Here is a 14,267-nt window from a genome sequence, read left to right as displayed (position 1 = left end):
CCCCACCCGTGACCGTAGCGGCCACACCGGCACCCTCGCCCGCCACCACGGGCGGGGATTCCGGCGTACGCCTGGCCCGGTCGCGCCGCAACGCCGAACTCTCACTGCTGCTGCTGGCAATGGTGATCGTGGCCGCGTACATGGCGACCGTCGAGGCGAACCTGCTGGACACGGTCACCCCGGACTTCTGGATGCCCGCCGCGGCGGTCGGCGCGGTCTTCCTCGGCCTGCACTTGGTGATCCGGTTCCTCGCCCCGTACGCCGACCCGGCACTGCTGCCGGCGGTGGCCCTGCTCAACGGCCTCGGGGTGGGCTTTCTGCGCCGGATCGACCTGGGCGAGGCCGCACCGGCCGACCGGGAGGGCCTGGCCACCTTCGCCGGTATCGGCGGCCGGCAGTTGGCCTGGACGCTGGCCTCGGTGATCCTCGCCGCCGCCCTGCTGGCCATCATGCGGGACCACCGTTCGATCTCCCGGTACGCGTACACGCTTGGGCTTGCCGGCATCGTGCTCGTGATGCTCCCGGCGGTGCTGCCCAGCAGCATCTCCGAGATCAACGGCGCCAAGCTGTGGATCCGGGTCGGTGGTTTCTCCATCCAGCCGGGCGAGTTCGCCAAGCTGGCGCTGCTCGTCTTCTTCGCCTACTACCTGGTGCGCAAGCGCGAGGTGTTGTCGCTGGCCAGCCGGCGTTTTCTCGGCATCGACTTCCCGCGTGGGCGCGACCTCGGCCCGGTGGTGGTGGTCTGGCTGATCAGTGTCCTGGTGCTGGTCTTCGAAAAGGACCTCGGCACCTCGCTGCTCTACTTCGGCATGTTCGTGGTGACGCTCTACATCGCCACCGAACGGGTCAGTTGGCTGCTGATCGGTCTGATCCTCTTCTTCGGCGGCGCCTACCTCGCCTACGTGCTCGGCTCGACGGTCGGTGGGCCGTTCGCCAACTTCTACGTACGCGCCGAGATCTGGCTGGACCCGTTCGCCGATCCGCACGGCAAGGGCTACCAGCTCGTCCAGGGCCTGCTCGCCCTCGGTACGGGCGGGCTGTTCGGCGCCGGGCCGGGCGGCGGCCAGCCGGACATCCTGCCCGAGGTGCAGAACGACTTCATCTTCGCCGGCATCGGTGAGGAGATCGGCCTCTTCGGCCTCTCCGCGCTGCTCGTGGTCTACCTGCTGATCGTGGAGCGTGGCCTGCGCGCCGCGCTCGCGGTGCGTGACTCGTTCGGCAAGCTGCTCGCCGGCGGTCTCGCGTTCACCCTGGGCCTCCAGGTCTTCGTGATCGTCGGCGGCATCAGCAAGCTCATCCCGCTCACCGGTCAGACCACCCCGTTCCTGTCCGCCGGTGGCTCGTCGCTGATGGCCAACTGGCTGCTCATCGCGGTGCTGCTGCGGGTCTCCGACGGCGCACGCCGTCCGGTGACCGGTGGCGGTGGCAAGGCGCCCCGACCGACGGGTGGCCCGCCCGAGCAGTTGCACGGTGCTCCCACGGAGGTGATCAAGCCGTGAACGCACCCCTGCGCCGCGTCGGCGTCGTCGTCATTGTCCTGTTCGGCCTGCTCTTCGCGAACCTCAACTGGATCCAGGCCTACAAGGCCGACGAATACCGCACCAGCGACTACAACGGTCGGGTCCAGGTTGCCGACTACAAGCGCAAGCGCGGCAACATCGAGGCCGGCGGCACCGCGTTGGCCACCAGCAAGGAGACCACCGGCAAGCTGAAGTTCCAGCGCTCCTACCCGGGCGGCGCCAAGTACGCCCACGTGCTCGGCTACAAGCCTGTCAACCTGGCCGACAAGGGCATCGAGCAGGTGGAGAACGACTTCCTGGCCGGCACCAGCGACCAGTTGATCGGTGACCGGTTCAAGGACCTGTTCACCGGTGACGAGACCGGTGGTGGCAACGTCCTGCTCACGCTCTCCAAGCGGGCGCAGGACGTGGCGTACGACCAGCTGCGCAACAACCAGGTGGGGGCGAAGAAGGGCGCGGCGATCGCCATCGACCCGCGTACCGGGGCCGTACAGGCGTTGGTCTCCATGCCAAGCTTCGACCCGAACCCGCTGGTCAGCCACAACACCAATGAGGCGACCGCGGCGTTCAACAAGCTGGAGCAGGACCCGGAGGGTCCGCTGAAGAACCGCGCGCTCGGCGAGACACTGCCGCCGGGCTCCACCTTCAAGATCGTGATCGCCGCCGCAGCCCTGGAGAACGGCGTCACCAAGACCACCCAGATCCCGGCCGGGTCGAGCTACACGCCGCCCACCTCCGGCAGCCAGATCCGCAACGCCGCTCCGTCGATCTGCCCCGAGTCGCAGGTCACCCTGATGGACGCGGTCACCGAATCCTGCAACACCGGCTTCGCCCAGCTCGGGGTGCGCCTCGGCGCCGACACCGTGAAGGAGAAGGCGCGGCAGTTCGGGTTCGAGCAGGAAGACCTCACAGTGGGTCACCTCGGCGAGGGCGGCCTGCCCACGGCGGCCAGCCGGACCGGGGACATGCAGAACCCCGACGGCAGCACCGACCCGGCCGCGCTCGCCCAGTCCTCGATCGGGCAGAACAACGTCCGGATGACCCCGCTGGAAGGCGCCCTGATCGCCAGCGCGGTCGCCAACAACGGCAGCCAGATGCGGCCGTACCTGGTCCGGCAGTTGCTCGCTCCGGACCGGACCACCAGCTACTACACCGCCAAGCCCCGGGAGCTGCGCCAGCCGGTAAGCGGCCAGGTAGCGACCGACCTGCGCGAGATGATGGTCAGCGTGGTGCAGAACGGCACCGGCCGGAAGGCAGCCATCAACGGCTACACCGTCGGTGGCAAGACCGGCACCGCCCAGTCCGCCCCGGACCGCCCCGACCACGGTTGGTTCATCGGCTTCGCCCTGGACAAGGACGGCAACCCGGTCTCCGCGGTGTGTGTGGTGCTGGAGCAGGCCGGCAGCGGCGGCAGCGCCGAGGCCGCACGCATCGGCGGCCAGATAATGCGAGCCGCCATCGCCGACCCCGGGGGTCGCTGACATGCTCAGCCCCGGCGTCCAGCTCGGCAACCGCTACCGTCTCGACGAGCGGATCGCCAGCGGCGGCATGGGCGACGTGTGGCGCGGCACCGACCAGGTGCTCGGCCGTACGGTCGCCGTGAAGAGCCTGCTCCCCGCGCTGCTCGACGACCCGGACTTCGCCGAGCGGTTCCGCGGCGAGGCCCGCACGATGGCCACCATCAATCACCCCGGCGTGGTGGACGTCTACGACTTCGGCAACGACCAGCAGATCGCCTTCCTGGTCATGGAGTACGTCGAGGGCGACGCCCTGTCGTCCACGCTGAGCCGGGTCGGTCGGCTCACCCCGGCCCGGACGATGGCCCTCGTCGCGCAGGCCGCCGACGCGTTGCACGCCGCGCACGAGAAGGGAATCGTGCACCGCGACGTCAAGCCGGGCAACCTGCTGGTCCGGCCGAACGGCACACTTGTGCTCACCGACTTCGGCATCGCCCGTTCCGACCTGGTCGGCCAGCTCACCGCCGCCGGCTCGGTGCTCGGCACCGCCTCGTACATCTCGCCGGAGCAGGCCACCGGCGGCGTGGCCACCCCCGCCTCCGACGTGTACGCGCTCGGCGTCGTCGCCTACCAGTGCCTCGCCGGAAGGCGGCCGTTCGAGGGCGACAACCCGCTCGACATCGCCATGCGGCACGTCCGGGAGACGCCCCGGCCGCTGCCCGCCGACATCCCGCCGCAGGTCCGGGCCGTGGTGGAACGCGCGTTGGCGAAGGACCCGGCTGCCCGGTGGCCCAGCGCCGCAGCGCTCGCGGGTGTCGCCCGCCAGCTGAAGGCCGCGCTGTCCCAGCAGGCCCGGGCCGGTGGCAACCCCGGGCCGGTCTCCGCAGCGCCGGCCTCACCTGCCGCACCCGGCCGCGCCCAGGTGCCGCAGGCGCACCAGATGCGCCCGCCAGGTGCCCCGCACCGCCCGGCGCCCGCCGGGCAGCGGCCGAATTCGGCTCCGCCGGCTCAGCAGCCGCGCCCCATGTCGGTACCGCCTGCCCAGCAGCCGCGCCCCATGTCCGTTCCGCCGGCCCAGCAGCTTCGCCCCACCTCCGTCCAGCCGGCCCAGCCACTGCGCCCCACCACCGTCGCGCCGGCCGTTCCCTACGCCCGACCGCCGGCCGCCCCGGCCGGCTATCCCCGTGGCGCCGCAGCGGTGCCACCGCCACAGGTCCGCCAGGAACACCCCCCGGCGTACGTCCACCAGGCCGGTCCGGTGCCCTCCGGGCCGGACTCCAACCGGTCTCGGCCCGGAATGGTGTTCCTCGCCATCCTGCTGGCCGTACTGGTCCTCATCTGTTCCGGCGTGATTTCCTACAGCCTGCGGAAGCAGTCGCAGGACGGTGCCGCCGGCGCGCTGGCTCCACAGACCGTGACGGTCGGCGCGCTGGGGCTCGACGGACGCGACGATGCGACCCGGACGTCGTACCGTCGTGAGGTACGAATCCAGCCGGACGACGGCGGGACGACGACGAGCGAAGGACGACAGACGCGATGACAGCGCAGGCCCGCCTGCTCGGTGGCAGGTACCAGGTCGGCGAGCTGCTCGGCTATGGCGGCATGGCCGAGGTGCACCGCGGTCGCGACCTCCGGCTCGGTCGGGACGTCGCGATCAAGATGCTCCGGACCGACCTCGCCCGGGACGCGACGTTCCAGATGCGGTTCCGTCGGGAGGCGCAGAACGCCGCCTCGCTCAACCACCCGGCGATCGTGGCCGTCTACGACACCGGCGAGGAGACCGCGCCGACCGGTGAGACGTTGCCGTTCATCGTCATGGAGTTCGTCAACGGCCGGACGCTGAAGGAGGTGCTCGGCGCCGAAGGACGACTTCAGCCCCGCCGGGCGCTGGAGATCTGCGCCGACATGTGCGCGGCGCTGGAGTTCAGCCACCGGCACGGCATCATCCACCGGGACATCAAGCCGGGCAACGTCATGCTCACGCAGACCGGCCAGGTCAAGGTGATGGACTTCGGCATCGCGCGGGCTCTTGCCAGCGGTGCTACCACGATGACGCAGACAAGCGCTGTCATCGGCACGGCGCAGTACCTCTCCCCGGAGCAGGCGCGCGGTGAGGCCGTCGACGCCCGCTCCGACGTGTACGCGGCCGGCTGCGTGCTCTTCGAACTGGTCTGCGGGCACCCGCCGTTCGTCGGTGACAGCCCGGTGAGCGTCGCCTACCAGCACGTACGCGAGACGCCGCCGACGCCGAGCGACATCAATCCGGACGTCAACCCGGCTGTCGACGCGATCGTGCTCAAGGCGCTGTCCAAGAACCCGCTCAACCGTTACCAGAGTGCCGGCGAGATGCGGGCCGACCTGCTCCGCGCCGCCGCCGGACGACCGGTGCTCGCCACTCCGGTGCTGCGTGAGGCCGAGACGGTGGCGATGGCACCGGCCGGCGGTGGGGGCGGTTACCCGGCTGCCGCCGGCGGGGCGCAGACCCGGCAGATCCCGGCCCGGGTCGGCGACCCGCGTCAGCGCAAGGCGTCCTCCTGGCTGATCGCCCTGTTCAGCGCGGTGGGCGTGCTGGCCGTGATCGCCCTGGTGGCGGCCCTGCTCTGGAGCCAGCAGCAGGACGAGGCACTGAAGGCGGTGCCGACCCTCACCGGCAAGAGTCAGACCGCCGCGATCACCGAGATCCGCAATGCCGGCTTCCAGCCGGTGGTGGGCGATCCGGTGTTCGCCAGCGACTGCACGCAGGACAACGTGGTCCGGCAGGACCCAGCGCCCGGCGGTCGGCTGAAGCAGAACGCGTCGGTGACGATCCAGGTCTGCGGTGGTAAGCCGGAGGTGGCGGTTCCGGCGGGGCTCAAGGGCAGCAAGCGGGAGAGCGCGATCGCCCGCCTCACCGAGGCGAACCTCAAGTACGAGATCAAGACGGTGGACAACGAAGCACCTCAGAACGAGGTCCTCAGCGTCAACCCGCCGGAGGGCCAGCGCGTTCCCGAAGGCACGCAGGTGACGCTGACGGTGTCCAACGGCAAGGTCCGTGAGGTGCCGGACGTGGTCGGGTTGAGCCAGGAGGAAGCCACCCGCGTTCTCCGCAACGCGGGCTTCACCGTGGTTTCCCAGGACGGTCCGGAGGTGCCAGCGGCCGAGGCAGGCAAGGTCACCGACCAGAACCCGAACGCCAAGGACAAGAAGCCGACCGGCACGAGGGTGACCATCAAGGTAAGTCAGCCGGAGCCGGAGACCGACCCGACGCCGACGGGCACACCGACGGGCACACCGACCGGTACGCCGACCACACCTGGCAGCGGAGGCGGCGGCGGCCTGCCGTTCATGCCCCCGCCGACCCGACTTCCCCAGGACTAGGCACACCTGGGCATCGGCATGACCGACTCGGAAGCGACCCCCGCCGGACCGGCGGGCCGCCGGCCTCGACGCCTCAGACGCGTGGCCATCCTGGGTGTCGTCGTGCTGCTGCTCGCCAGCCTTCCGTGGCTGTGGACGACGCTCGCCGCACGCGGCCACCTGCACTCGGAGGCCGACGCGCCGGCCGCCGACGTGGTGATCGTCCTGGGCACCGCCGTGGCGGCCGACCGGCAACGTCCGGGCGACCGGCTCGCCGGCCGTCTGGAGACCGCGGCGGCGCTGGTGACCAGTGGGCGGGCCAAGGTAGTGCTCGTGTCGGGCGACGGCGGTGGCACCTCGGGTGACGAGCCTGCGGTGATGACGTCGTACCTCGCCGGGCTCGGCGTCGATCCGCGGCGGGTGGTGGCCGACCCGTTCGGCCTCGACACGTACGACAGTTGCCTGCGAGCGCGCGACGTGTACGGCGTCGAGCGGGCACTTGTCGTCACCCAGTCCTACCACCTGTCCCGAGCGGTGACGCTGTGCCGGCAGATCGGCCTCGACGTCGACGGCGTAACCGCTCGCTGCGACGGCTGTGGCGCAGCCCTGCTCGCTGAGAAGTCGGTCCGGGACTATTTCGCCAGTGGCAAGGCGGCGTGGGACGCGGTCCGGGGCCGGGCGCCAGCGGTCAGCTCGCCAGCGGACCCGGCGGTCCAGAACGCGCTACTGCCCTGACCTGCCCCGCGAGGTGACCTCGGCCGGTTCAGGTGGTGGCGAACGCCGCCAGGCGGCGGGCGTCGACATCGGCGGCCAGCGCGGGTGCCCGTTCCAGCGCCTCCGGGTGACCGCAGCCGGCCAGCCAGTTGGCGAGCATCAGGTGGCCGCCCTCGGTGAGCACCGACTCCGGGTGGAACTGCACGCCCTCGATCGGCAGCGTGCGGTGCCGCATCGCCATCACCACGCCGGAGCCGGTCCAGCCGGTGACCTCAAGCTCGTCGGGCAGCGTCTCGGGCAGCACGGCCAGCGAGTGGTAGCGGGTGGCGGTGAACGGGTCGGGCAGGCCGGCGAGCACGCCCACCGACTTGTGCCGTACGTCGGAGGTCTTGCCGTGCAGCAGCTCGGGGGCCCGGGTCACCGTCGCACCGAACGCCTCGCCGATGGCCTGGTGACCGAGGCAGACGCCGAAGATCGGCAGCTCGCCCGCGTATTCGCGGATGACGTCCAGGCAGATGCCGGCGCGGTCGGGGCTGCCCGGCCCGGGTGAGAGCAGGATGCCCGCCGCACCCACCCGGCCCACCTCGGCCACGTCGATCTCGTCGTTGCGGCGGACCTCGCAGTCCACGCCGAGCTGGCCCAGGTACTGCACGAGGTTGAAGACGAACGAGTCGTAGTTGTCGATCACCAGGACGCGCATGATCACCTGCTCGGGGAGGACGGCGCGGGATTGTTCTGCTCGGTGTCGTACGGCAGGTCGTGCTCGTCGCCGGCCGGGGTCTCCCCGGTGACCGCGTCCCCGCCGCCCGTCTCCGCAGGCACGCCGGACTCGACCTGCACGTCGTCGAAGGGCAGCAGCGGCTCGGCCCAGGGGAAGGCCACGAACCAGAGCAGGGCCACGGTGGCGGCCACGAGCAGCACCGAGCCGGTCAGCTTGCCGACCAGGCCGAATGGGAGCTTGCGCCAGATGAACGCGTACATCGGTCAGCCCCCCAGCTCGGCGGGACGGCCCGCCGACTTGGGTTGGGTGCGGTCCAGTTCGGCGTGGACGATCAGGCGCTGGTAGTTGTCGAACTTCGGGTTGCAGGTGGTGAGCGTGAGCATCCGCTTGGTCGGCTTCTTGTCCGGCTGGCCGGGCACCGGGGCCACCACCTCGACCTGCGTCGGCTTGACGATCCGGGACTGCGAAACCAGATAGACGTACCACTCGGTCTTGCCCTCGACCACTATCGCGTCGCCCTCGTTCAGCTCGTCAAGCCGCCAGAACGTGGCACGGTTGCGGTGGCCGGCGACGGAGAAGTTGCCGACCTGGCCGGGCAGCGCGCTGGCCGGGTAGTGGCCCGGGGCGTACCTGATGTCGGCCTGGGTGACACCCTCGACCACCACCCAGCTCTTGTCGAGCTTGGGGATGTAGAGGCCGGCGAGCGGCTTGCCGCGGACCGGAGGGGACGGCTTGACGCTCGGGCCGGCGGACGGAGCGACAGTCGGGTCGTCGGTCGGGGCCCACACCTGGGCGAGCTCGTTGCTGAGGTCGTTCTGGTGGGCGTCGACGATTGCCGACTTGCCCCAGATCTCGTAGCCGGCGAAGAGCAGCACCACGAGGCCGAAGGTGATCAGCACCTCGCCGGTGACCCGGATGCCGGTGCGGATCCGGGAGCCGAGCGACGGACGCGTGAGTTCCGAGTAGACGCTCTTGTAGCCCTCGCCGGTCTGGTGCGGCCGGAGTTGGACCACCTTTTCGCCGCGCCGGGGGCGGGGCGGTTCGGCGGAGCTGTCGTCCGTACCGGCCGGATCGTCGGTGGTCGGGGTGCGGGGCACGGCACCCATCAGTGCCGTGGAGTCCATGGCCGGAGGCCGGGGCGTGGGCCTGGCGGGCACGGCGGGGATGAGCGCGGTGGCACCCGGGTCGGCGGCCGGGTCCGGGCCGCGACCGGCCGCGGCCGCAGGTGCGCCAGGAGACCCGGTCGGGCGGGGGGGCCGGGGGCCGACCTTCGGAAGGTACGCGGTCGGCTCGTCGCCCACGGCCCGGCTCGGACCGCCGCCGGAGAGAGCCGGACCGGCCGGTACGCCGGACGGGCCGCTGGCGGCCGGCGGGCTGGTCGGCGCGACGCCGGGTGCAGGCGGGCGGATGGGACCTGTCGGCCGGACCGGCCCCGGGTCGGCGGATGCGCTCGGCCGGTCAGCACCGGCAGCGGGACGGCCGGAACCTCCGTAGGGGCCGGGCGTGGTGGCCCCGCCGTGTCCGCCGGGCGTGGTGGCCCCGCCGTGCGGGCCGGGGCCGGCGGACGCGACGTGCGGACCGGGGCTGGTGGACCCGCTGTGCGGGCTTGTGCTGGCCGCTGCGGCGCCGGGCCAGGGCGGCGGTGCGGCTACGGCGGGGCGGTCCGCAGGGCGTGCCGGGCCGGCGTTCGGGGGTCGGGGAGCTGCCGGTGGGCGGGTCGTGCCAGGGCGGATGGGCAGCACCGGCTCGGGCCAGTTGCCGGCCGGAGTCGGCCGGGCCGGAGTCGGCCCAGGTCGATCGGCAGTCGGGTCAGGGCGGCGGGGAGTGGGCTCAGCGAGGCCGGAAGTCGCGGGTCGGTCGGGAGTCGCCTCAGGTCGACCGGGAGTCGCGGGTCGGTTGACCCTGGGCAGGAAGTCGGTCGGTTCGTCGGCCTGGTCGCGGTGTCGCCCGTCGCGCCGCTCGTCCGGGCCGCTCACCGGGGCACCGTCGCTGCGCGCAGGGCGGTGGAGTCCTCGAAGGCCGGGACTTCCACGGTGGAGACGGACTCCTTGTAGCCGAGCTGGTAGTCGTCGACAGCGTCCTTGAACAACCGGACTCCCTCAGAGCTGGCGAGGGCCTGCTGGAGGGCAGCGGGATCGCCGATTGCTACGATCTTGAACGGTGGGGAGTACACCCGCCCGTGTAGCAGCAGGGTGTTACCGACGCAGCGTACCGCGCTGGTCGCGAGCACGCGGACATTCATGATTGACATGGCTTCCGCTCCGCCGGCCCAGAGCGCGTTGACCACCGCCTGCACGTCACCCTGGTGGACGACCAGGTCGTCGTTGCTGGCCCCGGCGCGGGTCTCGTTGTTCTGCGGAGCGTCGTTCAGTTCGACTGTCACGCCGGTGCCGGTGAGCTTGGTGAACCCGGCCGCCTGAAGGTTCAGCTGGGCGCGGGCCTGTTGAGCCTGGATCGGGCCGTCCGACTCGGCCAGGGTGTTGGTGCGTCGCTCGACTTCGTCACGCAGCGCGGCAGCGCGGCGCTCGCTGGCGGCGACCTGCTGCTGGCGTTCCTCTTTGAGTTGGTTGAGCTGGGGCCGCCGGTCCTCCCGCAGCGCGGTGCCGCCGGCAGTGGTCGCGGTGGTCGTGAAGAGCAGCCCCGCCGCGGCAGCGATCAGCGGTACGCCGATCGACCAGCCTGACCGACGTTGCCGTTGCCGCCGGGGCAGCAGCCCGACGACGGCCCGTCGGAGGACCTTCTGCCAGGAGGCCGCGCCGGATGTGTACTCCACCGAGCCTTCCTTCCGCGTGTCGGGGATCGGTCCGCGCCGGCTGGGCCGGTGATGCGAACAGTCCCGTATTTTTCGGTCACTCCGAGCATCGGCCTGACCCCATTCGTGGTCCAAGCGGCCGATCCGGACTACGCTAGCTGTCGAACATTATTGGCCATGAACCGTCGCCTCCGCGCCCGGTTGTCAGGCCGGACGAGGTCGTCACCCCTCTGGAGAGCGTCGTGCCCAAGTCTCAGGTCCGTAAGAAGAAGGTGTACACGCCGCCGACGGACGTCCGTCCGACGACTGCGGCGTCGACGCGCAAGCCTAGCCCGGTGTGGCTGCCGATCACGGCTGTCGCTCTGATCGTCGCGGGCATCGGCTGGCTGGTGGTCTACTACCTCTCCGAGCAGCAGTACCCGGTCGCCTCCTGGCAGTACTGGAACCTCGCCGTCGGCTTCGGCGCGATGGTCGCCTCGTTGGCGCTGCTCTCCCGCTGGCGCTGAGCCGGTTCGTCGCTGCGTTTTCGCAGACGATCAGGTCACCCCGACGCGCCCCTGTCCGGCAGGCGGTGGTGGGGCACCCTATGGTGTCCGCAGGCGGCGTGGCCTACTGCGAGATGACTCACGTTACTGCTGGGTAACCTTGCGCGTAGGCTGCACTGCATGACCGAGCGGAGCGAGGTCATCGACCGGTCCGGTCGCAGGTACGGCAGCGGCGCGACGCCGGCTTCGTCCTGACACCGGCCCCCGGTCGCTGAACTGCTCGACCGCAAGCACACCGGGGAGGCCAACTCGATGGGCAGCGTCCAGATCGTCACCACGATCCTCGCGGCCGGCATCACCGCCGTGGCGGTGTGGCTGGCGGTGCGTGCGGTCATGAAGATGACGGCCGTCATCCGGTTGGGGCAACCCGCTCCGGAGCGGTTCGCCGACAAGGGTGCCCGCACCAAGACCATGCTTGTGGAGACCGCCGGCCACACCCGGATGTTCAAGTGGGGTGTGGTGGGCGCGGCCCACTGGTTCGTGATGGTCGGCTTCATCGTGCTGTCGCTGCTCGTGCTGGAGGCGTACTTCGAGGTCGCCACCACCGACGGCGGCCTGCCGATCATCGGGCACTGGACGATCTTCGGCCTGGTCACCGAGATCATCGGCGTGCTGGGCCTGGTCGGCATCGTGGTGCTGATGGCGATCCGGCTGCGCAACCGCCCCAACCGGCCGGGCGGCCGGTCCCGGTTCACCGGCTCCACGATGTGGCAGGGCTACTTCGTCGAGTGGGTCGTGCTGCTGGTCCTGGTCTTCGGATTCGTGATCCGGGGCTTCAAGGTCGCCACGGACCACTTCGAGTTCCCGTTCTGGGCCACCCCGGTCAGTCACGCGGTCGGCGCGATCCTGCCCGACTGGCAGGACGGCGTCAGCGTCGCCGCCGCCATCAAGATCATGATCTCGATGACCTGGCTGATCGTCATCTCGCTGAACGTCACGATGGGTGTCGCCTGGCACCGCTTCCTGGCGTTCCCCAACATCTTCTTCAAGCGTGAGCCGGCCAAGCCTGCCGGTTCCGGCCTCGGCGCGCTGCGCCCGATGACGAGCCAGGGCAAGCCGCTCGACTTCGAGGAGGCCGACCCGGAGAAGGACCAGTTCGGCGTCGCCCAGGTCGAGCAGTTCAGCTGGAAGGGCCTACTGGACTTCAGCACCTGCACCGAGTGTGGTCGCTGCCAGTCGCAGTGCCCGGCCTGGAACACCGGCAAGCCGCTGTCGCCCAAGCTGCTCGTGCTGAGCCTGCGTGACCACGCGTACGCCAAGGCGCCCTACCTGCTGGCTGGCGGCGGCAAGGACCTCACCGGCGAGGAGAAGGCCACCCAGGCTCAGCTCGCCCACCTGGACGTGCTGTCGCTCGCCGAGGGCGACAAGCCGTTGATCGGCACCGCCGAGGAGGGCGGGGTCATCGACCCGGACGTCCTCTGGTCGTGCACCACCTGCGGCGCCTGCGTCGAGCAGTGCCCGGTGGACATCGAGCACGTGGACCACATCGTCGACATGCGTCGCTACCAGGTGCTTATCGAGTCGAGCTTCCCGTCCGAGGCCGGCGTGATGCTGCGCAACCTGGAGAACAAGGGCAACCCGTGGGGCGCCCCGCAGAACACCCGCGAGGACTGGACCAAGGGCCTCGACTTCGAGGTGCCCCGGGTGGGTGAGGTCGACGACTTCGAGTACCTGTTCTGGGTCGGCTGCGCCGGTGCCTTCGAGGACCGGGCCAAGAAGACCACCCGGGCGGTGGCGACCCTGCTCAACGAGGCGGGCGTGAAGTTCGCGATCCTCGGCGAAGGCGAAACCTGCTCCGGCGACCCGGCGCGACGGATCGGCAACGAGTTCGTCTTCCAGATGCTCGCCCAGCAGAACGTGGAGACGCTGAACGAGGCGTTCGAGGGCCGCGAAAAGGCCAAGCGCAAGATCGTCGCGACCTGCCCGCACTGCTTCAACACCCTGGGCAACGAGTACGGCCAGCTCGGCGGCGAGTTCGAGGTCGTCCACCACACCCAGCTGCTGGCCCACCTGGTGTCCACCGGCAAGCTCACCCCGGTGCAGCCGGTCGACGGCGGCGTCACGTACCACGACCCCTGCTACCTGGGTCGGCACAACCGCATCTTCGCGGCTCCCCGCGAGGTCCTCGGTGACGCCATCGAAGGCGAGATCGCCGAGATGCCGCGCAACAGCGAGCGCTCCTTCTGCTGCGGCGCCGGTGGCGCCCGGATGTGGATGGAGGAGAAGATCGGCAAGCGGATCAACGTGGACCGGGTCGAGGAGGCCATGGCCACCGGGGCGAAGACGGTCGCCGTCGGTTGTCCCTTCTGCTCGACGATGCTCAGCGACGGCGTCAACGGCAAGGGCGCCGGCGAGCAGGTCGAGGTGATCGACGTGGCGACCGTCCTGCTGCGCTCGGTCAAGCCGGAGACCCCGGCCGGTGAGCCGGAGGCCGTGCCGACCGCAGGCTGAGGCGTACCCCCGGCGGAAGCTGGACCACGACGGCGGCGGCACCCTGCGGTGCCGCCGCCGCTCGTTCAGCTGACAGTTGTGGTGACGATGGCCGCGGTGGTCGCGACCATCAGCGCGGCCTGCATCTCGTCGATGGCCTTCTTGGCGGCGGCCGAGGCCCAGTCGCCCGCAGCGATCTCGTCCATCCGGGCCTTCACCCGATCCTTCGGCAGCTCGCGGAAGAGCTTGCGGTCCAGGCCGACCGCCCGGGTCACGGTGAGCAGCGCCGCCGTCCGGGCGTCGACCGGGCCGTTGCCGGTTAGCGCCGCCGCCATCCGCTCCCGGGCTTCCGTCTCCACCGCCGGCTGGGCGCCGGTCGGCGAGGGATAGCGGGTACGCGGGAAGACCAGCAGCACCTTGTCGGACTCCCGGCGCAGCACCCCGGTGTCCACCAGCCCGTCGAGCACCCGCTCCGGCAGGCCCTTGGCCAGCTTGCCGATCCAGTTCTTGGGCTTGCGGGGCCGCCCGGCGGCGGCCAGCACGGCCAGGGCGTCGTCCAGTAGGGGCACCCCGGTCGCGGCGGGATCGGTCACCACGAGGTGCTTGTCCGTCACCTCGACCCGGCTGGCGAGCGCCAGTTCCAGCAACACCGCGCCGGCGAGGCCGTAGTCGAGGTGTGGGCGTCCGAGCCGGTTGGCGCCGTCATCGTCGTACGCGAGCAGGACCAGTTCGTCGGTGAGCAGCACACTGTCCATGCCGCCACGCTAGCGGGGACCCGCCGCCGGCACTCCC

12 protein-coding genes are annotated in these 14,267 nt (G+C 70.9%); 7 read left to right on the top strand and 5 right to left on the bottom strand.

Translation table 11 applies throughout. The features are described from left to right. The first annotated feature begins 8 nt into the window (after positions 1–8). The 5 genes from ACPXB1_RS07130 (at position 9) to ACPXB1_RS07110 (ending at position 7,048) form a co-directional block, all read left to right on the top strand. Positions 9–1,499 (top strand): FtsW/RodA/SpoVE family cell cycle protein, encoded by a 1,491-nt coding sequence (locus ACPXB1_RS07130; RefSeq protein WP_355587625.1) that lies wholly within the window; start codon positions 9–11, stop codon positions 1,497–1,499. After that, positions 1,496–3,001 carry a peptidoglycan D,D-transpeptidase FtsI family protein gene (locus ACPXB1_RS07125; protein WP_355587628.1) on the top strand — a complete coding sequence of 502 codons (1,506 nt, stop codon included), beginning with the start codon at positions 1,496–1,498 and terminating at the stop codon, positions 2,999–3,001. The genes ACPXB1_RS07130 and ACPXB1_RS07125 overlap by 4 nt, the downstream gene beginning before the upstream one ends. Position 3,002: 1 nt before the next feature. After that, a complete protein-coding gene (locus ACPXB1_RS07120) occupies positions 3,003–4,517 on the top strand; it encodes a protein kinase domain-containing protein (RefSeq protein ID WP_355587630.1) in 1,515 nt (504 codons plus the stop codon). Then, positions 4,514–6,334: a Stk1 family PASTA domain-containing Ser/Thr kinase gene (gene pknB / locus ACPXB1_RS07115; RefSeq protein ID WP_355587633.1), complete on the top strand. Its 1,821-nt coding sequence runs from the start codon at positions 4,514–4,516 to the stop codon at positions 6,332–6,334. Before ACPXB1_RS07120 ends, pknB begins: the two co-directional genes overlap by 4 nt. 81 nt (positions 6,335–6,415) lie before the next feature. After that, entirely contained in the window at positions 6,416–7,048 is a 633-nt protein-coding gene (locus tag ACPXB1_RS07110; RefSeq protein WP_355587635.1) for a SanA/YdcF family protein, read from the top strand. 28 nt (positions 7,049–7,076) lie between these two features. Here ACPXB1_RS07110 and ACPXB1_RS07105 read toward each other — a convergent pair whose 3' ends face one another. The 4 genes from ACPXB1_RS07105 to ACPXB1_RS07090 all read right to left on the bottom strand — a co-directional run bounded on the left by ACPXB1_RS07105 (position 7,077) and on the right by ACPXB1_RS07090 (position 10,521). Continuing rightward, the gene (locus tag ACPXB1_RS07105) at positions 7,077–7,727 is read right to left on the bottom strand and encodes an aminodeoxychorismate/anthranilate synthase component II (RefSeq protein ID WP_355587637.1); all 651 of its coding nucleotides are present in this window, start codon (positions 7,725–7,727) and stop codon (positions 7,077–7,079) included. Between the two features lie 2 nt (positions 7,728–7,729). Then, positions 7,730–8,008 (bottom strand): hypothetical protein, encoded by a 279-nt coding sequence (locus ACPXB1_RS07100; protein WP_355587640.1) that lies wholly within the window; start codon positions 8,006–8,008, stop codon positions 7,730–7,732. A 3-nt stretch (positions 8,009–8,011) separates the two neighbouring features. Beyond that, positions 8,012–8,872, bottom strand: coding sequence for a class E sortase (locus ACPXB1_RS07095; RefSeq protein ID WP_425734974.1), 861 nt, complete (start codon positions 8,870–8,872; stop codon positions 8,012–8,014). An 848-nt stretch (positions 8,873–9,720) separates the two neighbouring features. Beyond that, positions 9,721–10,521, bottom strand: a complete 801-nt coding sequence (locus ACPXB1_RS07090) for a DUF881 domain-containing protein (protein ID WP_355587645.1) — start codon at positions 10,519–10,521, stop codon at positions 9,721–9,723. Between the two features lie 221 nt (positions 10,522–10,742). Here ACPXB1_RS07090 and ACPXB1_RS07085 point away from each other — a divergent pair, with 221 nt between their 5' ends. Together ACPXB1_RS07085 and ACPXB1_RS07080 are read left to right on the top strand one after the other, a co-directional pair. After that, entirely contained in the window at positions 10,743–11,006 is a 264-nt protein-coding gene (locus tag ACPXB1_RS07085) for a cell division protein CrgA (RefSeq protein ID WP_053651817.1), read from the top strand. A 291-nt stretch (positions 11,007–11,297) separates the two neighbouring features. Continuing rightward, the gene (locus ACPXB1_RS07080; protein ID WP_355587647.1) at positions 11,298–13,496 is read left to right on the top strand and encodes a (Fe-S)-binding protein; all 2,199 of its coding nucleotides are present in this window, start codon (positions 11,298–11,300) and stop codon (positions 13,494–13,496) included. 65 nt (positions 13,497–13,561) lie between these two features. Here ACPXB1_RS07080 and ACPXB1_RS07075 read toward each other — a convergent pair whose 3' ends face one another. Beyond that, entirely contained in the window at positions 13,562–14,230 is a 669-nt protein-coding gene (locus tag ACPXB1_RS07075) for a GOLPH3/VPS74 family protein (RefSeq protein ID WP_425734973.1), read from the bottom strand. Between the last annotated feature and the right edge of the window lie 37 nt (positions 14,231–14,267).

The organism is Micromonospora sp. DT68, from assembly GCF_049847245.1.
Taxonomy (GTDB): Bacteria; Actinomycetota; Actinomycetes; order Mycobacteriales; family Micromonosporaceae; genus Micromonospora; species Micromonospora profundi.
Note: the sequence above shows the minus strand (reverse complement) of the source record. Positions and strands in the feature narration are given on the sequence as shown.